Below are 21692 nucleotides of genomic sequence, written 5' to 3'. Positions count from 1 at the left end.
ACTAAAAGGTAATCTTGTACTGTCCTAGCAAACTTTATGCCTTTTTAATAGGCGCAAATTTCGCTAATAATCTTTTAATGCCAGCTGGGCTTGGAAAAGCAATATCTAATTCCGTTCCCTCGCCCTGTCCTTTTACACTAACAACCGTTCCAATTCCCCATTTACCGTGTTCGGCTTTATCGCCAACCTTCCAGCCTGTTTCATCTCCGCCAGATGCCGCCGCTGAAGTAGGACGCATAACAGGTTTTCGTGGTGTTGTTGGTGTCGTAAACGTGCCCCTTGATGAGCCAAACGAAGTTCCTGAAGAACCAAACGAGTTTCCAGAGGATCCAAATGATCTTTCACCAGCATTAAATGGACGGCTTGTTTGCTGCTCTGGTTCGACGCCTTCAATTAGATCTTGTGGAATTTCCGCAATAAATCTAGAGGCAGGATTCATATTAGTTCTACCAAACAAGGTTCTCATTTGCGCATTGGTTATAAATAAACTTTGCTCTGCCCTTGTAATCCCTACATAAGCAAGACGGCGCTCTTCTTCCATTTCTGCTTCGTCCATTAAGGAACGGCTATGCGGGAACACCCCTTCTTCCAAGCCAATCAAAAAGACGACTGGAAATTCCAATCCTTTAGCAGAGTGCAGTGTCATAAGAGTAATCGTATCAGCCTTTTCCCCATCATCATCTAATGAATCAATGTCGGCTACCAGTGCCAAATCAGTTAAAAAGGCTACAAGTGTTTTATCTTCACTGGAGTTCTCAAAGTTTTTCGTAACGGATAATAATTCCTCAAGGTTTTCGAGACGACTTTGGGCTTCAAGGGATTTTTCCGCTTTTAGCATTTCTCGATATCCCGATTTATCCAGAATTTCTTCGACTAATTCTGTTACAGATAAAAATTCCTGCATATTGGTATAGTTACGAATTAAATCACGGAACTGACCCGCTGCTTTCGTAATTTTCGGGCTTAAGCCAAGCAATTCCACTGATTCTAACGCCTGATATAAGGAAATATCATGCTGAGCGGCAAAGTTTGCAATTTTATCAAGTGAACTTGAACCAATTCCTCGTTTCGGTACATTGATCACACGCTGCAAGCTGATATCATCATCTGGGTTCGCAATTAAACGTAAATAAGCAAGCATGTCCTTAATTTCTTTTCTATCATAGAACTTGATGCCGCCAACAATGGAATATTCGATATTTGATTTTAAAAGCACTTCCTCCATTACACGGGACTGTGCGTTAGTCCGATAAAGAATGGCAATGTCGGAAAGTGGACATTTTTTATCGCGCGTTAATTCTTTAATTTTTCCGGCCACAAACTGCGCTTCACCTTGCTCACTATCAGCGCGATAATAGACAAGCTTATTTCCTTCCGGGTTTTCCGTCCAAAGATTTTTCTTTTTACGGTTTAGGTTATTTTCAATCACCTTATTTGCCGCAAGGAGAATACGCTTAGTGGAGCGGTAGTTTTGCTCGAGAAGAATAACGGTTGCATTCGGATAGTCTTTTTCGAAGGATAAAATATTAGCAATATCGGCGCCGCGCCATCGGTAGATTGATTGATCGGAGTCACCGACAACACAAAGATTCTGAAACCGGCTGGCCATCATTTTGACCAGCATATATTGCGCTCGGTTTGTATCCTGGTACTCATCCACGTGAATATATTGGAACTTGCGTTGATAATATTCAAGTACTTCCGGCACACGCTGGAATAATTGAATCGTCATCATAATTAGGTCATCAAAATCGAGCGCCTGATTTTTTCTGAGCCGCTTTTGATATTCCTTATAAACTTCACTTACCGTTTGTTCAAAATACCCGCCGGCAGCCTTCTCATATTCTTCCGGACCGATTAGTTCATTTTTGGCCGAACTGATTGAACCTAGGATTGCACGAGGGTCATATTTTTTCGGATCCAGATTTTTGTCTTTAAGAATCGATTTAATAACCGACTGTTGGTCAGTTGTATCTAGAATTGTAAAATTCCGGTTATAGCCCAACCGATCGATGTCGCGGCGCAAAATCCTTACACACATCGAGTGGAAAGTAGAAATCCAAATTTCCTCTGCTGCCCCTCCCATCATTTTCCCGATACGTTCCTTCATTTCTCTTGCTGCCTTATTGGTAAATGTGATCGCCAGAATGTTATATGGGTTCACACGTTTTTCCACTATTAAATACGCAATACGATGCGTTAATACTCTTGTCTTACCACTTCCGGCACCTGCCATTAGAAGAAGTGGTCCGTCCGTTGCTTTAACAGCATTTTGCTGTTCCGGATTAAGTCCGTTTAGGAGCTTATCAGTTAAAAATTGCACTTATCCCACCACCATTACAAACATTTGTTCTTATTTTTTATTTTAGCTTGTTTAATGCTTTGAAGCAAATTTCTATTGAACTGCTTTTACAGTTTCAAGGGCCGTTTGAAAATCTTCATAAATCACGTTTCCAACGACAATCACATCAGCATGCTGAGCCATTTCGGCTGCTTGTTCAAATGTCGAAATGCCGCCTCCATAGAAGAGCGTTGTTTTCTTTAGCACCTTTTTCGTTTCTGCCACAAGTGACGGCTCACCATATTTACCGCTATATTCTAAATAAAAGATGGGCAGTTGAAACATTTTTTCAGCCATCATGGCGTACGCCTTTACATCTTCTCTTGTTAATCGAGCATCCGCTTTTGTCAGCTTGGCCGCCTTACAGTCCTCGTTTAGGATACAATATCCTTCCATAAAGAATTCATCCCAGTCGATGATTTCTCCAAATTCTTTTACAGCCTGATGATGAAGCCCTGTAATCCATTTTGGATCGCAACTATTTAATATGGTTGGGACAAAATAAAGGTCAAATCCCGGTGTTACGGTCTCTATACTAGATACCTCAAGAATACATGGTACAGTATAACGGCGGATTCTCGCCATTAAATCGAGGACATTTTCGAGTGTTACTCCGTCTGTTCCGCCCACAATCACGGCATCCGTACCTGATTCACAGATTTTTTCTAATTGATCATCGGTTATTTCTTTATTAGGATCGAGTTTAAACACATGCCTCCACTCGCGAATATCATACATCGATGGAATCCCCCATTCATCTTTCCATTACAACATTATAGCATTAGCTGTTTGTAATCAAAAAAGAAAACCATAAATCTCTCAATAGAAACTATATCCAACTATTTTGGAAGCTCATACAAAAAGAAAAACCGAAGAGTTTGTCTCCGGTTCGAATTATTCTTGTTCAGCTTTATTCTCTTCCTTAATACGCTCAAGGACCATCTCATACGTATCATTCCCAAAGTTCAAACAGCGTTTTACCCTTGAGATTGTCGCCGTGCTTGCTCCTGTTTCGGTTTCAATTTTATGGTAGGTGTTTCCTTCGCGAAGCATCCGAGCAACATCCAACCGCTGTGCTAACGATTGAATTTCATTGATTGTGCATAAATCATCAAAGAAGCGATAACATTCTTCAAGATCTTTTAAAGTGAGAACAGCTTGAAATAATTGATCAAGCTCTTTTCCACGCAGTTTATTAATTTGCATTTCTTTAACCCCTTTAATTAAAAATAATTATTGTACATTAAACGAAATACTTGAGTGGATTCCTGGGTTGGTTGGAACGACATTTACCCACGTCTTCCCTTGTACGAGTGGTATTTCTTCTCCATTCTTCACGGGGATAATCCGGCCATTCTTATTGGCCCACTCTACCTCGTTCACTTTCCCCTTTTGGAGTAAATAAGCTTTGCCGCCTGATTCTAAGTTAATATCCCGAAGGCCATAGGCATCAATGGTTTTGTGTACTGCCTCTATAATGAAAACATTATCCACTAAAATCGGATCACCTGTTTCCAAGTCAACAGTCTGTTCACCAGCTGAGTAGCGCTTATATTTACCAAGTGTTTCGTCATACTGGAATTTAGAATTAAATGTTCCATCCTTTGAATAAGTGATGCTAACCGACTTAGCCTCCTGACCAGTTAAACTTTTACTTTCTTCCACTGAATAAAAGGTGAAGGCCGGCGGACTGCCTTTCATTGTATATCCTTTTAGCTCCGCACCTTTTAAAATGTTGGCATAAGTAATATACGAGTTATGAGGCGGTTTTCGAGCACTGGATCGTTTAAATAATGTTCCATCATAAACCATTCCGTTTAAATTATCTACATAGTTGCTGTCGAGCAATTTTTTTGCTTCTGGACTATAACCATGAGCAATGTAGAGTGCATTTAACCCTTTGGCCAGGTTAATATAATAAACCCTTGCACTCCTAACAGGTCCAATATTTGTCGGTTTCTCACTTTGGAAAACAGCCAGGAAGCGGGTAATGTTCCCCTCCGCAAGAATCTCATAGACAATATCAGCCTTGTTCAATCCTGATTGTGGTCTCGCTTTTGGATGATTATTTACCATAACGGCTACGGCGCGTTGGTCTGGTTTCGTATCGGTTGCAATACCTGTTAATGGATAAAAATAAGGGTCAGCTTTTACCACGTCATCTGGTTTGTTTGCTTGATTCGTATCTGGCTTTTCATTGTTAACGGGTTTTTTAACGGTTTCCTTGTTATTGGAACAACCTGTAAATAACAAAAGAATAGCTGCCACGGCAACAGCCCATTTTTTCATTAAGTGAACACCCCTATTTTATTTTATCCATTTCGCCAAACACTTTCACACTTTAACCCTTTACTTACTAACAGTTTAACGCATTATCGATGGAAAGAGTACTGTTTTGTTCATAACATCATACATTCCTCGCTGTGTAATACGGATGTATGGCAAATGTGTAGCAGAGAAAAAAGCAAGACTATAGATTGGATCTGAAAACTGATAGCCACGTTCCCTTAATTCTCTTAATAAAGCTTTCTCTTGCTCTATTAATTTTTCAATAGGAAGTCCTGACATAATCCCATTTAGGTCTAGTGGAACCTCACAAACGATTTGAGCGTCCTCCATCATGACAATTCCTCCGCCTAATTCTTTCATTCTATTAAAGGCATTCACCATATCATGCTTGTTTTTTCCAATAATTATAATATCTCCGGTGTTGGAATAAGAACTTGCAAGGGCGGAAAGGTTGGTTGCAAATCCCTTTAACAACGTATTAATTCTCCATTTCCCCTGACGGTCAATCAATGTAAAATAGCACTCATCTGACTCATTTGGCAGTTGATCATCTGATGCATCGATTGAAATGGAGTATGGTTTAGCGATGACCGAATTCTCCATTTTTATCCCAAATGGCATTGAAAATTGCAGGTCATCAACCGAAAACGACCAATTGATTTCCATTGGCTTGAACCCGTAGTCATCCCAGTTTATTGGTCCATACATATCGTCCACTTTCTTACCATTCCGCTTTACCCATTTTCCTTTGGCTAAAACTGAAACCGGGGACGGGTCTTCAATGTTAGACAAGAAATTAATATTCGCAATCCGACCGGTCGCAATGGAACCATGGAGATGTTCCATATTATAATAGCGGGCAATGTTTAGGGTTGCCATATTGTAGGCATCCACAATCGGTACACCTTTTTCGATAGCAATCCGGATCATTTGATCGTTCATTCCCTGCTCGTAAAAAGTCGAAGAAGAACCGTCTGTATTAAACATAAACTTATCATAAGCCTCAATCCCTAATCGCTTTAAATCATCCAAGATTTGCGGCAAGTCGGGGCGAATGGAAGAATAACGCAATGAAACCATATACCCTTGTATAAGCCTGTTATAGACTTCTTCACCGGTCATGGCTTCATGATCACAATCAGCACCTAAAAGCGTCATTTTTGCTAATGTTTTCTCTGATGCACCAGGAAAATGTCCTTCAATTTGCTTGCGCATCCGTTTGGCCTCTTGAATCCAATGAAGCATCATATCATCGCCATCAAGCAATTTCGGCCAGCCTGTTAATTCGCCCCCTTGCAGGACGGCATCATGTTCCAGCCATGCTTTTACATTACTATGTGAAAAAATTTCTTCTTCATTCATTAATTCGGTTTGCGAATCAAATCGGCACCACCAGTACATAGTGGATGGGATTGAACGAAGGTCCCTCAATAATGAAAACGCTTCCCTTTTTTTCAAGTGTAAAATGAGCGCCATATTATCATTTATTAACGTTGTCGTACCAAATTGGGATGCATAGGCAGCCAATGTGAGGGGATTATATAATTGAAATGGATGTGCATGCGGTTCGATGTAACCTGGTACGAGTATTTCATTGGTACAATCGACGATTTCACAGCCTTCGATGTATGTAGGCAGATTTTCGCCTACATAGACAATTCGATCGTCATAAATCCAAATGTTGGCTCTCATCCATTTGCGAAAAGTCTGATTTAAGTACAATGCATTTTTCAGTAGTATGGTTGGAGATGTTTTCCCTTCCAAAACGGATACATGCATGCGTAAGTGCTTGTTTTTCCAACGGTAGCGTTGTTCTAGCATACCATGCCCCTCCCTTTAATAATTATCTATAATAATTAGTTGATTTTTCAATAAAGAAAGCCCTTACAATTTTCTTTAGACTTATCTTATCATATTTTATTTTTTACTGCAGTAAAGTATTGATAAAAATTGTAAAATTTTTGTGAAGGAGTGAACAAGTATGAAAATTACACCGAATATCGGGATTTTGAATGCATTAATTCGAATCACTTTTGGATTAACGATTGTTGCTTGGAGCACTTCAAAGATGGTCAAGCGTCCTTGGAGAGATTCTTATTTGTTAGCTGCTTTTTGCGGGGCTATGAAGGTTGCTGAGGGTATTGTCCGCTACTGTCCGATGACAGCATTATGTGAGCGGTGGGCGGATATGGTAAAGGAGCATCAAGACGCGACACAGTCAGTGGATGAGACGGAAGATTTAGCGGATTTGGAAGTGCCATATAATCCAACATGATTTTTTTGGAGAGCTCTTGGGGTTGTGTTAGTAACCTTGGGGCTCTTTCCTTTTTGGGTTTAGGGAGGTTCATTTACCGGTGGAACTGCGTTTTTTCCTTTTGGGGCAATGAAAGGCTTCTTCATTTACCGGTGGGGCTGTGATTTTTTTGTTTGGGTCAATGAAACGTCACTTCATTTACCGATGGAGCTGCGTGCTCTGCTTTTGGGGCAATGAAATGGCTCTTCATTTACCAGTAGAGCTGCGTTTTCTCCTTTTGGGGCAATGAAACGCCTCCTCATTTACCTATGGAGCTGCGCTTTTTCCTTTTGGGGAAATGAAATGACTCTTTATTTACCAAAAGAGTTCCCGTTTGATCAACTTGGTCAATGAGAAATTTTATGAGGACAGATATTTCAATTTTTATAAAAAGACCACATGAGCTCTTCATGCGGGCAATAGACCCAGGAACTCCACGCTCCCTGTCCTCATAACCCTCATGCGGACATTAAACCCTGTTTTTCAACTTTAAACGTCCGCATGAAATATCTCATGCGGACGAATAAATCGAGCTCATCAAATTCAAATGACCTGCTTAACCAACTACCGGAACTATCGCTTTTGCTCCGATATCCTTACGATAAAAAACGCCATCACAGTCCAACTTCTCTAACTCCACATACACTTTCGTCTGTGCGTCAGCAAGCGTCTCAGCCTTCCCGCCAACAAGAAGCACGCGGCCGCCATCCGTCAAGAACTCACCAGCTTCATTCTGAACCGTACCGGCATGAAACGTGTAGACAGCATCTGAAATATCTGATAATCCCTTAAGGACAGCACCCTTTTCATAAACCTCAGGATACCCTTTGGCCGCCACAACTACACCGACCATTGCCTGCGAATCCCACTCAAGTTCTGGGCGCTCACCATTCAATAGATCTAAAATGACTTGAACCAAATCGGATTTTAGTCTTGGTAAAATAACCTGGGTTTCAGGGTCACCGAAACGAGCATTAAACTCAATGACCTTTGGTCCCTCAGCTGTTTTCATCAACCCAGCATATAAAATTCCACAGAAACTCCGTCCCTCTTGAACCATTGCGCTTGCGGCTGGGAGTAGAACCGTCTCAACAGCTGTCGCCACGGTGTCATCACCAATTTGCGGTACTGGAGAGTATGCACCCATTCCACCCGTATTCGGACCTTGGTCCCCATCAAATGCGCGCTTATGATCCTGAGCGATTTCAAGCGGAATTACCACTTCACCATTGACAAACGCCATAAGTGAAAATTCCTCACCGCTTAAAAACTCTTCAATTACGACACTGGAAGAAGCATCTCCAAATTTGGCACCAACAAGCATCTCTTCCACACTTGCAAGAGCTTCCTCTAACGTCATCGCAACCGTAACACCTTTCCCTGCAGCAAGCCCATCTGCCTTAATAACAATCGGGGCGCCTTTTTCGAGAATATAGTTACGAGCCTCTTCAACGGAAGTAAAAACAGCATAATCAGAAGTAGGAATCTGATATTTTTCCATTAGATCTTTCGCAAACGACTTGCTGCCTTCAATCTCAGCTGCTGCTTTCCTTGGTCCAAACACAGCTAATCCAGCTGCTTCAAATTGATCAGATAGTCCTTCAAGTAAAGGAACTTCAGGTCCGATAATCGTTAAACCAACATTTTGCTCTTTTGCAAAAGCAATAAGCTCATCATGCTTTGATTCGTCAATGGCAATACGTTCAGCTACATCTACCATTCCAGCGTTTCCTGGAGCGACAAATACTTTTTCAACCAATGTGCTTTCGCTGACCTTTCGGCAGATCGCATGCTCGCGTCCGCCGCGGCCAATGATTAGTACATTCATCCATTACACCTCATTTTAATGTTTGACTGTGTGTTTAACTTAAATGTTGATTTTCGCTCCAATCAACAAAGTTACATTCAACAAAGCTTAATGTTTAAAGTGTCTAACGCCAGTAAACACCATGGCAATTCCGTACTCGTCTGCTTTTTTAATCGAATCAGCATCACGAATAGAGCCGCCAGGCTGAATAATTGCGGTAATTCCTGCTTTAGCCGCTGCTTCAACGGTATCATCCATTGGGAAGAAGGCATCAGAGGCAAGGGCAGCACCTTCTGCTTTTTTACCCGCTTGCTTAAGAGCAATTTCTGCTGAACCCACGCGGTTCATTTGGCCTGCACCAACACCAAGTGTCATGTCTTTACTTGAAACCACGATCGCATTGGATTTTACATGTTTAACGACTTTCCAGCCAAGTTTTAGAGCTGCCCACTCTTCTTCCGTAGGTTGTCTCTTCGTTGGAACCGTAATTGTCGCATCTTCTAACGTAAAACGGTCTTGTTCTTGAACAAGCAATCCGCCTTCAATTGTCGTCATTTTTAACTCAGGCTTCTTCGCATCATTAAACGGAATCGTTAAAAGACGTAGATTCTTTTTAGCAGTTAGAGTCGCTAACGCTTCCTCTGAGTAAGACGGCGCAATGATAATTTCTAAGAAAATTTCATGAAGCTTTGCTGCTGTATCGGCATCTACTTCACGGTTCAAGGCAATAATACCGCCGAAAATGGAAACAGGGTCTGCTTCAAAAGCTTTTGTGAATGCTTCAAACACGTTTTCACCTGTACCAACACCACATGGATTCATATGCTTAACTGCTACAGCTGCTGGTTCGGTAAATTCTTTAACAATTTGCAGAGCAGCATCCGCATCATTGATATTGTTATAAGATAGTTCTTTCCCATGCAGCTGAACCGCATTCGCAATCGAGAAAGTAGAACCTAACGGCTTACGATAGAAAGCAGCTTGTTGATGCGGATTTTCTCCGTAACGAAGCGACTGCTTAAGATCATAAGTAACCGTTAAGGTTTCTGGTGTTTCTTCTTGAGCAAGGTTTGTCATGTATTCAGCAATCAAGGCATCATATGCAGCCGTATGACGGAAAACTTTAGCCGCCAGCTTTCTTCTTGTTTCAAAAGTGGTGGTACCTTGTGCTTTTAGCTCTTCAAGGACAGTCCCATAATCAGCAGGATCCACAACCACTGTTAAATATTGATGGTTTTTAGCTGAAGCGCGAAGCATAGATGGACCGCCGATATCAATATTTTCAATCGCATCTGCAACCGTAACATCTGGTTTTGCAATAGTTTGCTGGAAAGGATAAAGATTAACGCAAACTAATTGAATAGGCTGAATTCCATGCTCTTCCAGCTGTTTTAAATGGTCAGGATTATCATGCTTAGAAAGTAATCCGCCATGAATAAACGGATTTAACGTTTTTACACGGCCTTCTAAAATTTCTGGAAAACCTGTTACATCACTAACACTCATTACAGGGATTCCCTGCTCTTGAAGGGCCTTTTTGGTACCGCCGGTTGAGATCAGTTCAAATCCGAGGCTGACTAGTTCTCTCGCAAAATCAGTAATTCCATTTTTATCAGATACACTAATTAGCGCGCGCTTTTGTGACATTGATTACATCTCCTTGTGTGAATAGCATTTGAAGTATTTCTGGATATAGTTTGTGTTCGATCTTCTGAATTTTACTTTGCAGGCTGTCTCTTGTTTCGTTTTCATCTAATCTTACACGTTCTTGAATGATAATGGGACCTGTATCCATTCCTTCATCCACATAATGGATCGTGACCCCGCTCCAATCCGCTTTGGCAGCGAGGGCCTGACCGATCGCATCTTTGCCTGGAAAAGCAGGAAGAAGCGATGGATGTATATTAACGATACGTCCTTGATAGGCACTAAGCAAGGTTGGACCGATTAACCGCATGTATCCGGCAAGAACGATGAAATCTACATCAAATCGCTTTAATTCTGCTAAAATAGCTTGCTCAAACGCTTCTTTGCTTCCATATTCTTTTGCCTGAAAAACAAAACTTGGAATTTTGGCGGTATTGGCTCTCTCAACCGCATAGGCATCAGGTTTGTCGCAGACTAACAGGGAAATGTCCGCCGACAACTCGCCTGACTGAACGACATCAATGATAGCTTGAAAATTACTGCCGTTCCCTGATGCAAATACTGCTATCTTTTTCATAGCCGTCCACCTTGTCCTTTGATTTCAATTCCGTCCTGGTCTGTTACCACACCAATTTCAAAGGCTTTTTCACCGCATTGTTCAAAATGCTCCAGCACGTCAGCAGCGATTTCACGATCCACAGCAACGACCATTCCAATTCCCATGTTAAAAATATTATACATTTCGGCATAATCAATTTGTCCATGAGAAGAAATCAATTGAAACACTGGTGGAATTGGCCAGCTTTTTTCTTCTATTTTTGCGCCAAGTCCCTCAGGCAGCATCCGAGGAATGTTTTCGATGAAGCCGCCCCCGGTAATATGAGCCATTCCTTTTAACTGGAATTTTTTTAATGCGGACAGAATCGGTTTGACATAGATTTTCGTAGGCTTTAATAACTCTTCTCCTAAAGAACAGCCGAGTTCATCCACGAAGTCAAGAAGCGACCAATTGTTAAATACTTTTCTTACTAAGGAATAACCGTTACTGTGAATACCGCTTGATGCTAAACCGATTAGGACATCACCAGCTTTAATCGTTTCACCTGTAATTAACTGCGATTTTTCACAAGCTCCGACCGTAAATCCAGCAAGATCGTATTCATTTTGGCTGTATAATCCCGGCATTTCAGCTGTTTCGCCGCCGATTAATGCACATCCTGCCTGCTCGCAGCCGTCTGCAATTCCTTTTACGATTGCCTCAATCTTTTCTGGCTCTTGGTTACCGCAAGCAATATAGTCTAAAAAGAACAATGGCTCTGCTCCTTGAACAACAATATCGTTTACGCACATTGCCACTGCATCAATACCAATCGTATCATGTTTATCCATCCAAAATGCAATCATCAGCTTCGTGCCAACTCCATCGGTGCCTGACACCAATACCGGCTCCTTTAGTTGCAGTGATGATAGGTCAAACATGCCGCCAAATCCACCCAATCCGCCAATTACACCGGCCCGGGCCGTTCTTTGAACATGTTTTTTCATTCGTGAAACAGCCTCATAGCCCGCTTCAATGTTTACGCCAGCCTCTTTATACGCTTTAGCCAAGAGTCTCCCCCACCTTATTTTTGATAATAGTATTGTAGTGTATCCGGATAAATTTCTGTTGGATAATTCCCGGTGAAGCAACCAAGGCAATAACCGCTTGTTCCTTCTTGACCGAGTGCTTTCATCATTCCGTCGATACTAATAAAAGTTAATGAATCAGCACCAATTAGTTCTCTAATTTGTTCCACACTTTTATCAGAGGCAATCAATTCCTCTTTTGTCGAAGTATCAATTCCATAAAAACATGGATTTTTGATCGGCGGTGAACTAATCACAACATGAACTTCTTTAGCCCCTGCTTCTTTCAACAGGTTTACAATTCGTCTGCTAGTCGTTCCGCGTACAATCGAATCATCCACCATGACCACACGTTTCCCTTCAACAACGCCGCGGACAGCTGATAGCTTCATCTTTACCCCTTGCTCGCGTAGTGTTTGGGAAGGCTGGATAAACGTCCTGCCCACATATCTATTTTTAATTAAACCCATTTCATACGGAATACCAGCAGCTTCTGCATAACCAATCGCAGCTGAGATACTTGAATCTGGAACTCCAGTTACGACATCGGCATCAAGCAGTGCTTCCATTGCTAATTGTTTTCCCATATTCTTACGTGCAGTATGAACATTAATCCCCTGAATATTACTATCTGGTCTTGAAAAATAAATATACTCCATTGTACAAATGGCTTTTGTTGTGCTTAAGGCAAAGCGTTCAGAGGTTATGCCTTTGTCATTAATAATCAACAACTCGCCAGGCATAATATCACGGATATAAACCGCTCCTACGACATCAAATGCACAAGTTTCCGAAGCCACTACATAAGCATCGCCGAGACAGCCAAGTGATAACGGTCGTAAACCGTGGGGATCAAGAGCGACCATTAGCTCATTTTCGGTCATAATTAGGTAGGCATAGGCCCCTTTTAACATTGAAAGAGCATTTTTCACTTGATCATTCAGGTTAGGAAAACCGCTTCTTCTAATTAGATGAGCAAGTACCTCAGTATCTGAACTTGTTTGAAAAATACTACCTTGCGCTTCAAGCTGGTGCTTTAAAGAATTGGCATTAACGAGATTCCCATTATGAGCAAGTGCAAGGCTGCCTGTTTGTGAGTGGAACAATAGCGGCTGAACATTTTCGTAGCCCCCTCCACCTGCTGTTGCATAACGGACGTGACCGATTGCTGCACTTCCATTTAAATCTTTCATTGCATCTGCTGTAAAAATTTCGGATACAAGGCCTTCACCTTTAACACCTCTAAGCTTTTTCCCATCGGAAACAACAATACCTGTTCCTTCCTGACCGCGATGCTGAAGGCTATGAAGTCCGTAATAGGTTAACTGTGCTGCATCTTGGTGTCCCCAGACACCAAAGATACCGCACTCTTCATTTAATCCCTTTATTTCAGGCAGCATGGGATAGCTCCTTTCCAAGCAGCTTTCAGTTCTGCTACTGAAGCTTCAAGCACTGATGCATCATCATTTTTGATTTCTAATGTTGAAGTTTCCGTTACAGTACCAATCTGTACTGCGTTTACTAAGCTTTCAAACTCATTCTTATGTTCTGGTTTTACTGTTAATAGGAAACGAGATTGAGTCTCACTAAATAAGGCAGAGACTGAATTTCCTCCAATGGTTACTTCTGCACCAAGCTTTTCATTTGCGAAAAGACTTTCTGCTAATGCTACACCTAGACCGCCTTCAGACAAGTCATGAGCAGATTGCACTAAACCTGCACGAATAGCTGCAAGCACTTGATTTTGTCTTTCTTTTTCGACCGTTACATCTAGTTCAGGAGCTTTACCAAATACACGTCCGTTCAGAAGTTTCTGCAGCTCACTGCCGCCAAATTCATCCTTCGTTTCCCCTACTAGATAAATAAGGTCACCATTCTCTTTAAAGTGCTGTGTGGTGATATGATCTAGATCGGTTACTAAACCAACCATTCCAACTACTGGTGTTGGATAAATTGCTGTACCGCTTGTTTCGTTATATAAAGACACGTTTCCGCCAATAACCGGTGTCTCTAACACGCGGCAGGCTTCACTCATGCCATCAGCTGCTTTTTCAATTTGCCAAAATACTTCTGGCTTTTCTGGATTCCCAAAGTTTAAGTTATCTGTAATGGCTAAAGGCTCTGCACCAGAACAGACAATATTACGGGCTGCTTCTGCTACGGCAATTTTTCCGCCTACTTCAGGATCTAAATAGACATAGCGTGCATTACAATCCGTAGTCATTGCTAATGCTTTACGTGTACCGCGAATCCTTACCACTGCTGCATCAGAGCCTGGTGCAACAACTGTATTTGTACGTACCATATAGTCATATTGCTCGTAAACCCATTCTTTGCTAGCTACTGTTGGCTGGCTTAAAAGACTGACTAATGTTTCTTTCAAATCGTCAACTTGAGGAACTTCATTTTCCATCGCCTGGAACTCAGCGAAATAGCTTGGTTCTTGAGATGGCTTGTGGTAAACTGGTGCGTCTTCAGCAAGTGCATCGGCTGGAACATCCGCCACGATTTCTCCTTTATGGAAAAGGCGAACCTGTTTATCGCTCGTAACCTTTCCGATTCCTACCGCTTCTAAGCCGTACTTTTCAAAAAGCTCAACGATTTCTTGTTCTCTGCCCTTTTTAACAACAATCAGCATACGTTCTTGAGATTCAGACAACATCATTTCGTAAGCGGTCATGCCTGTTTCACGCTGTGGAACCAAGTCCAAATTCATCTCAAGTCCCATTCCAGCTTTACTAGCCATCTCAGCTGATGAACTGATCAATCCAGCTGCACCCATATCTTGAATACCAACTAGGGCATCAGAGTGAATCAATTCTAAGCATGCTTCTAAAAGTAGTTTCTCCATGAATGGATCGCCAACTTGAACGGCTGGACGGTCTTCACTTGATTGTTCTGTTAATTCTTCTGAAGCAAATGTTGCACCATGAATTCCGTCACGGCCTGTTTTTGCCCCTACATACATAACCGTATTGCCTTCACCATGCGCTTGGCCTTTTTTGATATCCTTATGATCGATTAACCCTACACACATGGCGTTCACGAGTGGGTTTCCTTCATAGCATGGATCAAAGCCAATTTCGCCGCCAACTGTTGGAATACCGATACAATTTCCATAACCAGCAATCCCGGCAACTACTTCTTTGAATAAGTAACGTACGCGTGCCGAATCTAGTTCACCAAAACGAAGTGAGTTCAACATTGCAATTGGACGAGCGCCCATTGAGAAGACATCGCGGATAATCCCGCCAACACCTGTTGCTGCACCTTGATATGGTTCAATCGCTGATGGGTGGTTATGGCTTTCGATTTTAAAAACAACTGCCTGCCCGTCACCGATGTCGACAATACCAGCGCCTTCACCAGGACCTTGAAGAACGCGTTCACCTGTAACAGGGAACTTTTTCAAGACAGGCTTTGAGTTTTTGTAACTGCAATGTTCTGACCACATAACCGAGAAAAGACCTGTTTCGGTATAGTTAGGTGTGCGCCCAAGAATGTTTTCAACCAGTGCAAATTCTTCGTCGGACAAACCCATTTGCTGATATATTTTTTCTGCTTTAATCTGAGTAGGATTTGGTTCAAGCGTTGACAACATGTGCTTCCCTCCAAGCTTTTACAATCGATTGAAACATTTTTAAACCATCGGCGCCGCCCAATAATTCATCAACCGCTCTTTCTGGATGCGGCATCATGCCTAGGACATTGCCTTTTTCATTCGTGATTCCTGCAATATCCGCAAGACTTCCGTTCGGATTTTGATTATAGGTAAAAGCAATTTGGTTGTTTGCTTTCAGTTTCGCAAGTGTTTCTTCGTCACAATAATAATTTCCTTCTCCATGTGCGACAGGGATCATAATGCTTTCCCCTTCACCATAGGCATTTGTAAACATCGTCTGATTGTTTTCCACCTTTAACTCAACTGGTTTACAAATGAACGATAGGCTTTCGTTCCGTCTCATTCCACCCGGAAGCAATCCTGCTTCAAGAAGAATCTGAAATCCATTACAAACACCAAGGACTGGCTTCCCAGCCTCCGCTGCTTTGACTACCTCTTTCATCACGGGACTAAAACGGGCAATCGCGCCTGTACGCAGGTAGTCACCAAAAGAGAAACCTCCAGGTAGCAAGATGGCGTCAAACTCGTCTAGATTATCGGCATCATGCCAAACATATTCGACTTCTTCGCCAAGTTCATCCTTAACGGCATGAAACATATCAACGTCACAATTCGATCCTGGGAATACGATCACCGCAAACTTCACTGTGTCACACACTCCTCTACTTCGTAACGGTAATCTTCAATAACCGGATTGGCTAATAGGTTCGTACAGATTTCATTAACGACTTCATTAATATCACGGTCTGATTTTTCAATCGTTAACTCCATGAATTTTCCGATTCGGACATCTGTTACTTGCTTATAGTTTAAAGAATGTAAAGAATGATTCACGGCTTTCCCTTGTGGATCTAGTACACTTTCTCTTAATGTTACATACACCTTTACTTTATACATGCTGATGTCCTCCCAATTTCGCTAAAATAGTTTCATAGGCTTCTGTTAAACTTCCTAAATCCCGGCGGAATACATCCTTATCGAGCTTTTCATTGGTTTCTTTATCCCACAGTCTGCAGGTATCCGGAGATATTTCATCGGCAAGTAAAATTTGCCCGTCACTGTCTTTGCCGAACTCAAGCTTAAAGTCGATTAAGCGAATCCCTAGCTCATTGAAAAAGCTTGATAAAATTGTATTGATTTGTAGTGCTTTACTCTTTAGGATTTCTAGTTCCTTGACCGTTGCTGCTTTTAATTCAAGGATGTGATCAACGGTTACGAGCGGGTCGCCCAAGTCATCATTTTTAAGATAAAATTCAACGATTGGTGTTGAAAGCTGCTTTCCTTCTTCGATTCCTAAACGTTTAGAAAGCGATCCTGCAGCAACATTACGAGCAACAACCTCAAGAGGTATAATCGTCACTTTCTTCACTAACTGCTCGGTTTCTGAAAGTCTCTTGATAAAGTGGGAATCAATGCCCTGTTCTTTTAGCTTAATAAATAACAAACTAGTAATCTCGTTATTCAAACGGCCTTTACCTGAAATATCCGCCTTCTTTTGACCGTTGAAAGCTGTTGCTGAATCTTTGTATTGAACTCGCACAATTTGTTCATCGTCCGTTGAGAAAATCCGTTTTGCTTTGCCCTCGTAAAGCATTTCGCTCATCCTAATTGCACCTCTATTCGTAATATTGGGAACTTTTCTGACATGAGAAGGGCAGACCTCGCCCTTCCTCATGATTTATTTATCCATTTAACCCTAATCGATCAAAAATGGTATCAACATGCTGGAGATGATAGTTGTAATCAAAACAATCCGCAATCTCTTCTGCTGAAAGTAATGCAGTAATCTTATTCTCTTCTTCAATTAAGCTGCGGAATGGAACTTGCTTTTCCCATGCCTCCATCGCTTTAGGCTGTACGGTATCATAAGCCTCTTCACGTGATAAGCCCTTATCAATCAAAGCTAGTAAGACACGCTGCGAGTAAATCAAGCCTAAAGTACGGTCCATGTTACGCTTCATATTCTCTGGGAACACCGTTAAATTTTTCACAATGTTACCAAAGCGGTTTAACATATAGTTCAATGCAATTGTTGCATCCGGAAGGATAATCCGCTCTGCAGATGAATGCGAAATATCACGCTCATGCCATAGCGGCACATTTTCATAAGCAGTCATCATATAGCCGCGAATCACACGAGCCAATCCTGTCATGTTCTCTGAACCAATTGGATTTCGTTTATGTGGCATTGCGGAAGATCCCTTTTGACCCTTTGCAAAGAACTCCTCAACTTCACGTGTCTCACTCTTTTGCAGACCACGAACTTCAACCGCAAACTTTTCAATCGAAGTCGCAACCAACGCAAGCGTAGACATATAGTGCGCGTGACGGTCACGCTGTAAGGTTTGTGTTGAGATTGGCGCTGGGCTAGTTCCTAATTTTTCACAAACATATTGCTCTACAAATGGATTAATGTTTGCATAGGTTCCGACCGCACCGGAGATTTTGCCAAACTCCACGCCAGCAGCCGCTTGCTTAAATCTCTCAAGGTTACGCTTCATTTCTTCATACCATAAAGCTAGCTTCAAACCAAAAGTGGTTGGTTCAGCATGCACACCATGTGTCCGGCCCATCATAACCGTAAACTTATGTTCAATCGCTTTATTTTTTAAAATCTCAATGAAGTTTTCAATGTCTTTCAAAAGAATCGTGTTAGCCTGCTTTAAGAGATAAGATAAAGCCGTATCCACCACGTCTGTTGACGTTAAGCCATAATGAACCCATTTCCGTTCTTCACCCAATGTTTCCGAAACCGCGCGGGTAAAGGCAACTACATCATGTCTTGTCTCCTCTTCAATTTCTTTGATTCTGTCAATATTGAAAGAGGCATTCTCACGTAATTTTTTTACATCTTCTTTCGGAATTTCACCTAACTCTGCCCATGCTTCACAAGCAAGAATCTCTACCTCAAGCCAAGCATTAAAACGGTTTTCCTCCGTCCAAATAGCTCCCATTTCAGGTCTTGTATAACGATCAATCATTCATTTATCCCCCGATCTTTTCTTTAGCAGATTCCCAGATGCTGCTTTCATCGATTTCTTGCAGAGCCATCTCAACATTTTCTCGAAGAATCGTCACATGGCCCATTTTGCGTTTGACTTTAGGTTCTTCTTTACCGTATAAATGAACTTTCCAGCCATTCAACTCTGGAATCTCTTCATACAGGTTTTCTAGGTGTTCTCCTAATAGGTTGACCATTACTGCAGGTTTTAACAACTCCGTACTTCCTAACGGCCATCCGCAGATAGCCCGGACATGCTGCTCGAACTGCGAGGTCTCGCAAGCCTCAATCGTATAGTGCCCGGAATTATGCGGTCGTGGTGCCAATTCATTAATAAAAATCGTGCCATCCTGATTAACAAACATCTCGACAGCCAATGTTCCAACTAACTCAAGTGAATCAGCAATCTGCTTGGCTTTTTGAATTGCCTCTACCTCTGTAGCCTTTGAAATTCGTGCCGGAACAATGGTCTTGTGCAAGATATTTTCCTTATGAATGTTTTCAGCTACTGGAAAAATCGCTGTTTCCCCATCAAGCCTCCGCGTCACAATCACCGAGATTTCTTTTTCAAAAGGAATCCATTTCTCTAACACACACACGCCGTGTGTTAAAAGCGGCTCTGCTTTCTCTAAGTCCTGCTCTTGTCTAATCACGAGCTGACCCTTTCCATCATAACCGCCTCTTGCAGTTTTTAACACCGCTGGGTATCCAATCTCCGTTATTTTTAAAAATAAATCCTGATAGGTGGTAATCACTGCGTATGGCGCAACCTCCACACCCGCTTGTTGGATGGCTGCCTTCTCCTTAACCCGATCCTGTGTGATCGTGAGAAGCTTTGGTCCCTGCGGCACATAGGCTTGATCACAAATCCAGCTTAACGTATCTGCATCTATATTTTCAAATTCGTACGTAATCACATCACTGACTTCTGCCAAGCGGCTGATCGCCTCGCGGTCATCGTAAGCGCCAATGACTTCAACATCTGCAACTTGTCCACATGGAGAGTCAGACGTCGGTTCTAACACGGCGATTCTATAGCCCTGAGCTTTGGCTGCTAGTGCCATCATTCTCCCTAACTGACCTCCGCCGATGATTCCAATCGTTGAACCAGGTAATAGGGTCTGCTTATCCAAGTTGATCACTACTTTCCAATACCTCTTGTTTAGTGGCTTCCCGTCTTGCGTCTAATCTATCTGCAAGCGCTTGGTCATTGGTTGCAATAATTTGTGCGGCTAATAATCCAGCATTCACTGCACCTGCTTTTCCAATCGCTACTGTGGCAACCGGAACACCCCCCGGCATTTGAACGATAGACAGCAGGGAATCCATTCCTTTTAACGCTTGAGTTTGAACTGGAACACCAATGACAGGCAAGGTAGTCTTAGCTGCAACCATTCCTGGAAGATGTGCCGCACCGCCAGCGCCAGCGATAATGACCTTTAGCTCTCTGTTTCTGGCTTCTTCTGCATATGTGAACATTAAATCTGGTGTACGATGTGCGGAAACGACCTTTTTTTCATAAGCAACCTCTAACTGATCTAGAACATCACATGCATGCTTCATTGTTTCCCAATCTGATTTACTTCCCATGATGACACCAACAACTGCGGTCATCTTTAATCCCCCTTTTTAAGGCAAATAAAATACCCGTAACAAATAGCTTCTCTGGTTGAAGAGAAAGCCATTTGTTCGGGTAGGATAAATTCATAGTAAAACAGGGACTGTCCCCGTTTTCCGAACATATTGACTTTCCCTCATAGTCCAATAATTTACGGTTATTGGGTAGAAACTTATGGGCCATATTCCCATGGATATACGAGGGTAAAAATTGTTGTTTAATCCGATAGCTTTATCTTACCAACCATCACCTTAGGCTGTCAACAAATTTGTCGAACATTATTTTTAAATGTTACTATAATGTTCGTGTTTTACTCCAATAACCTTGCCTCAAAGACAATTTGGCGACCTATTGGTTCATAAATAGTTTCACCGGCTTTTTTTACCTCTTGAAAAATGGGCTTTTCTGTGCGACGGATGGGAGCATATCCCTGCTCTTTTATCCTATTCAGGCATTCCTCAATACTTTCATTTTCCTGTACCTCAAATTGCTGCTTCTTTTGGCTCATAGCTTAATACCTCTTTCTATACTCGTTATTTTGATACATCAATGACGAGGAGGATTTCTTTGCTAAAAAAATAACTACTGTTTTATTTGTTCGCGATTATTATTCCATTCTTCTAAAATCAATAGTCACTTTAAGGTAAGTGCCAATACGGATAACCACTTTCAGTGGATCTTGAGTGATAATGGGATAAGTTCTTTAAATTAATAAAAAATTATACGTGCTTAATCTCAATCCTGCAATTCCTTTTTAAATTTCAGAAATAGCAGAAAAAAAAGAAAATATTAATTAGAGCTTTCTGGTAGTCTTGGGCTGCTGCTTTTCTTGGGAGCTTAAGCTTTTTTGAAGTTGTGTTTTTAGAAATCGCTGATAAATTTTAAAAAAAGCGTCGATAAATTATGGAAATTCGCTGATAAAAACAAAAATTCGCTGATAAAGTTTCGAAAATTGCTGGATAAGATGTAATTTTATACCTGAACGGATTACTTCTAAAGAGGAAACTGAGGTTGAGAACAACAAAATATCTTGAAACAGTCTAAATTCAATACAAAGATAAAACAAAAAGACAACCAGTGGTTGTCTTTTTCATTTTCGTGCCTGGCAACGTCCTACTCTCACAGGGGCGCATGCCCCAACTACCATCGGCGCTGAGAAGCTTAACTTCCGTGTTCGGTATGGGAACGGGTGTGACCTTCTCGCCATTATTACCAGACTTATGAAACTAGAGAGTTCGTTCTCTCAAAACTAGATAATATAGAAGAAATTGGGTAAAAACGAGTTCAATCACTTACATGTCCAGCTCCGGCTCCTTGCCTCTCGAGTCGCTTCACTTCTTCTGTCAAAGTCTCTCGACTTTTCCGCCAGAAGCTCCAGCGCATTTCGAGGCAGAACAGTCGCCTCCGCTTTTCGTTTTGGTTAAGTCCTCGATCGATTAGTATCAGTC

General features: G+C 41.8%; 19 protein-coding genes, 1 rRNA gene and 1 riboswitch. Of the genes, 1 reads left to right on the top strand and 19 read right to left on the bottom strand.

Going from position 1 to position 21692, the window contains the following annotated elements:
• Window positions 1-34: 34 nt before the first annotated feature.
• From pcrA to JOC76_RS17760, 5 genes are all read right to left on the bottom strand, one after another.
• The gene (pcrA, locus tag JOC76_RS17780; protein ID WP_205179734.1) at window positions 35-2323 is read right to left on the bottom strand and encodes a DNA helicase PcrA; all 2289 of its coding nucleotides are present in this window, start codon (window positions 2321-2323) and stop codon (window positions 35-37) included.
• A 72-nt stretch (window positions 2324-2395) separates the two neighbouring features.
• Window positions 2396-3079, bottom strand: a complete 684-nt coding sequence (pcrB, locus tag JOC76_RS17775; RefSeq protein ID WP_205179731.1) for a heptaprenylglyceryl phosphate synthase — start codon at window positions 3077-3079, stop codon at window positions 2396-2398.
• 156 nt (window positions 3080-3235) lie between these two features.
• Window positions 3236-3547 (bottom strand): YerC/YecD family TrpR-related protein, encoded by a 312-nt coding sequence (locus tag JOC76_RS17770; RefSeq protein ID WP_205179730.1) that lies wholly within the window; start codon window positions 3545-3547, stop codon window positions 3236-3238.
• A 27-nt stretch (window positions 3548-3574) separates the two neighbouring features.
• On the bottom strand, window positions 3575-4630 hold the full coding sequence (locus tag JOC76_RS17765; protein ID WP_205179729.1) for a DUF3048 domain-containing protein: 1056 nt from the start codon (window positions 4628-4630) through the stop codon (window positions 3575-3577).
• 75 nt (window positions 4631-4705) lie between these two features.
• A complete protein-coding gene (locus tag JOC76_RS17760) occupies window positions 4706-6451 on the bottom strand; it encodes an adenine deaminase C-terminal domain-containing protein (protein WP_205179728.1) in 1746 nt (581 codons plus the stop codon).
• Window positions 6452-6611: 160 nt separating this feature from the next.
• On the opposite strand from JOC76_RS17760, the gene JOC76_RS17755 reads away from it, so the two are divergent.
• Entirely contained in the window at window positions 6612-6905 is a 294-nt protein-coding gene (locus JOC76_RS17755; protein WP_205179727.1) for a YgaP family membrane protein, read from the top strand.
• A 574-nt stretch (window positions 6906-7479) separates the two neighbouring features.
• Here JOC76_RS17755 and purD read toward each other — a convergent pair.
• The 14 genes from purD to rrf all read right to left on the bottom strand — a co-directional run bounded on the left by purD (window position 7480) and on the right by rrf (window position 21461).
• Window positions 7480-8751, bottom strand: a complete 1272-nt coding sequence (gene purD / locus JOC76_RS17750; protein WP_205179725.1) for a phosphoribosylamine--glycine ligase — start codon at window positions 8749-8751, stop codon at window positions 7480-7482.
• Between the two features lie 87 nt (window positions 8752-8838).
• Window positions 8839-10377: a bifunctional phosphoribosylaminoimidazolecarboxamide formyltransferase/IMP cyclohydrolase gene (gene purH, locus JOC76_RS17745; protein ID WP_205179724.1), complete on the bottom strand. Its 1539-nt coding sequence runs from the start codon at window positions 10375-10377 to the stop codon at window positions 8839-8841.
• Window positions 10352-10954: a phosphoribosylglycinamide formyltransferase gene (gene purN / locus JOC76_RS17740; RefSeq protein WP_205179723.1), complete on the bottom strand. Its 603-nt coding sequence runs from the start codon at window positions 10952-10954 to the stop codon at window positions 10352-10354. The genes purH and purN overlap by 26 nt, the downstream gene beginning before the upstream one ends.
• Window positions 10951-11985 carry a phosphoribosylformylglycinamidine cyclo-ligase gene (gene purM, locus JOC76_RS17735; protein ID WP_205179722.1) on the bottom strand — a complete coding sequence of 345 codons (1035 nt, stop codon included), beginning with the start codon at window positions 11983-11985 and terminating at the stop codon, window positions 10951-10953. The genes purN and purM overlap by 4 nt, the downstream gene beginning before the upstream one ends.
• A 14-nt stretch (window positions 11986-11999) precedes the next feature.
• A complete protein-coding gene (purF, locus tag JOC76_RS17730; RefSeq protein WP_205179718.1) occupies window positions 12000-13403 on the bottom strand; it encodes an amidophosphoribosyltransferase in 1404 nt (467 codons plus the stop codon).
• Window positions 13388-15604: a phosphoribosylformylglycinamidine synthase subunit PurL gene (gene purL / locus JOC76_RS17725; RefSeq protein WP_205179715.1), complete on the bottom strand. Its 2217-nt coding sequence runs from the start codon at window positions 15602-15604 to the stop codon at window positions 13388-13390. Before purL ends, purF begins: the two co-directional genes overlap by 16 nt.
• Window positions 15588-16271: a phosphoribosylformylglycinamidine synthase subunit PurQ gene (purQ, locus tag JOC76_RS17720; RefSeq protein ID WP_205179713.1), complete on the bottom strand. Its 684-nt coding sequence runs from the start codon at window positions 16269-16271 to the stop codon at window positions 15588-15590. Before purQ ends, purL begins: the two co-directional genes overlap by 17 nt.
• Window positions 16268-16522 (bottom strand): phosphoribosylformylglycinamidine synthase subunit PurS, encoded by a 255-nt coding sequence (purS, locus tag JOC76_RS17715; protein WP_205179711.1) that lies wholly within the window; start codon window positions 16520-16522, stop codon window positions 16268-16270. The genes purQ and purS overlap by 4 nt, the downstream gene beginning before the upstream one ends.
• On the bottom strand, window positions 16515-17228 hold the full coding sequence (gene purC, locus JOC76_RS17710; protein WP_239557798.1) for a phosphoribosylaminoimidazolesuccinocarboxamide synthase: 714 nt from the start codon (window positions 17226-17228) through the stop codon (window positions 16515-16517). The genes purS and purC overlap by 8 nt, the downstream gene beginning before the upstream one ends.
• A 79-nt stretch (window positions 17229-17307) precedes the next feature.
• Window positions 17308-18606: an adenylosuccinate lyase gene (gene purB, locus JOC76_RS17705; protein WP_205179702.1), complete on the bottom strand. Its 1299-nt coding sequence runs from the start codon at window positions 18604-18606 to the stop codon at window positions 17308-17310.
• 4 nt (window positions 18607-18610) lie between these two features.
• Window positions 18611-19765 (bottom strand): 5-(carboxyamino)imidazole ribonucleotide synthase, encoded by a 1155-nt coding sequence (gene purK / locus JOC76_RS17700; protein WP_372441973.1) that lies wholly within the window; start codon window positions 19763-19765, stop codon window positions 18611-18613.
• On the bottom strand, window positions 19752-20240 hold the full coding sequence (purE, locus tag JOC76_RS17695) for a 5-(carboxyamino)imidazole ribonucleotide mutase (RefSeq protein WP_205179700.1): 489 nt from the start codon (window positions 20238-20240) through the stop codon (window positions 19752-19754). Before purE ends, purK begins: the two co-directional genes overlap by 14 nt.
• Window positions 20241-20363: 123 nt before the next feature.
• A riboswitch (purine riboswitch) is annotated at window positions 20364-20465 on the bottom strand.
• Between the two features lie 89 nt (window positions 20466-20554).
• Complete coding sequence (locus tag JOC76_RS17690) at window positions 20555-20752, bottom strand: NETI motif-containing protein (RefSeq protein WP_205179699.1); 198 nt, start codon at window positions 20750-20752, stop codon at window positions 20555-20557.
• Window positions 20753-21344: 592 nt separating this feature from the next.
• A 5S ribosomal RNA gene (gene rrf / locus JOC76_RS17685) occupies window positions 21345-21461 on the bottom strand.
• Window positions 21462-21692 lie beyond the last annotated feature (231 nt).

Source organism: Neobacillus cucumis (assembly GCF_016908975.1).
In the GTDB taxonomy this organism is placed as follows: Bacteria; Bacillota; Bacilli; order Bacillales; family Cytobacillaceae; genus Neobacillus; species Neobacillus cucumis.
Note: the sequence above shows the minus strand (reverse complement) of the source record. Positions and strands in the feature narration are given on the sequence as shown.

Bases quoted from the DNA above. Each gene is read 5' to 3' on its own strand.
- JOC76_RS17755 (WP_205179727.1), top strand. From the start codon at position 6,612: ATGAAAATTACACCGAATATCGGGATTTTGAATGCATTAATTCGAATC.
- JOC76_RS17760 (WP_205179728.1), bottom strand. From the start codon at position 6,451: ATGCTAGAACAACGCTACCGTTGGAAAAACAAGCACTTACGCATGCAT.
- pcrB (WP_205179731.1), bottom strand. From the start codon at position 3,079: ATGTATGATATTCGCGAGTGGAGGCATGTGTTTAAACTCGATCCTAAT.
- purH (WP_205179724.1), bottom strand. From the start codon at position 10,377: ATGTCACAAAAGCGCGCGCTAATTAGTGTATCTGATAAAAATGGAATT.
- JOC76_RS17770 (WP_205179730.1), bottom strand. From the start codon at position 3,547: ATGCAAATTAATAAACTGCGTGGAAAAGAGCTTGATCAATTATTTCAA.
- purB (WP_205179702.1), bottom strand. From the start codon at position 18,606: ATGATTGATCGTTATACAAGACCTGAAATGGGAGCTATTTGGACGGAG.
- purN (WP_205179723.1), bottom strand. From the start codon at position 10,954: ATGAAAAAGATAGCAGTATTTGCATCAGGGAACGGCAGTAATTTTCAA.
- purF (WP_205179718.1), bottom strand. From the start codon at position 13,403: ATGCTGCCTGAAATAAAGGGATTAAATGAAGAGTGCGGTATCTTTGGT.
- purL (WP_205179715.1), bottom strand. From the start codon at position 15,604: ATGTTGTCAACGCTTGAACCAAATCCTACTCAGATTAAAGCAGAAAAA.
- purS (WP_205179711.1), bottom strand. From the start codon at position 16,522: ATGTATAAAGTAAAGGTGTATGTAACATTAAGAGAAAGTGTACTAGAT.
- JOC76_RS17765 (WP_205179729.1), bottom strand. From the start codon at position 4,630: ATGAAAAAATGGGCTGTTGCCGTGGCAGCTATTCTTTTGTTATTTACA.
- JOC76_RS17690 (WP_205179699.1), bottom strand. From the start codon at position 20,752: ATGAGCCAAAAGAAGCAGCAATTTGAGGTACAGGAAAATGAAAGTATT.
- purC (WP_239557798.1), bottom strand. From the start codon at position 17,228: ATGAGCGAAATGCTTTACGAGGGCAAAGCAAAACGGATTTTCTCAACG.
- purD (WP_205179725.1), bottom strand. From the start codon at position 8,751: ATGAATGTACTAATCATTGGCCGCGGCGGACGCGAGCATGCGATCTGC.
- purE (WP_205179700.1), bottom strand. From the start codon at position 20,240: ATGACCGCAGTTGTTGGTGTCATCATGGGAAGTAAATCAGATTGGGAA.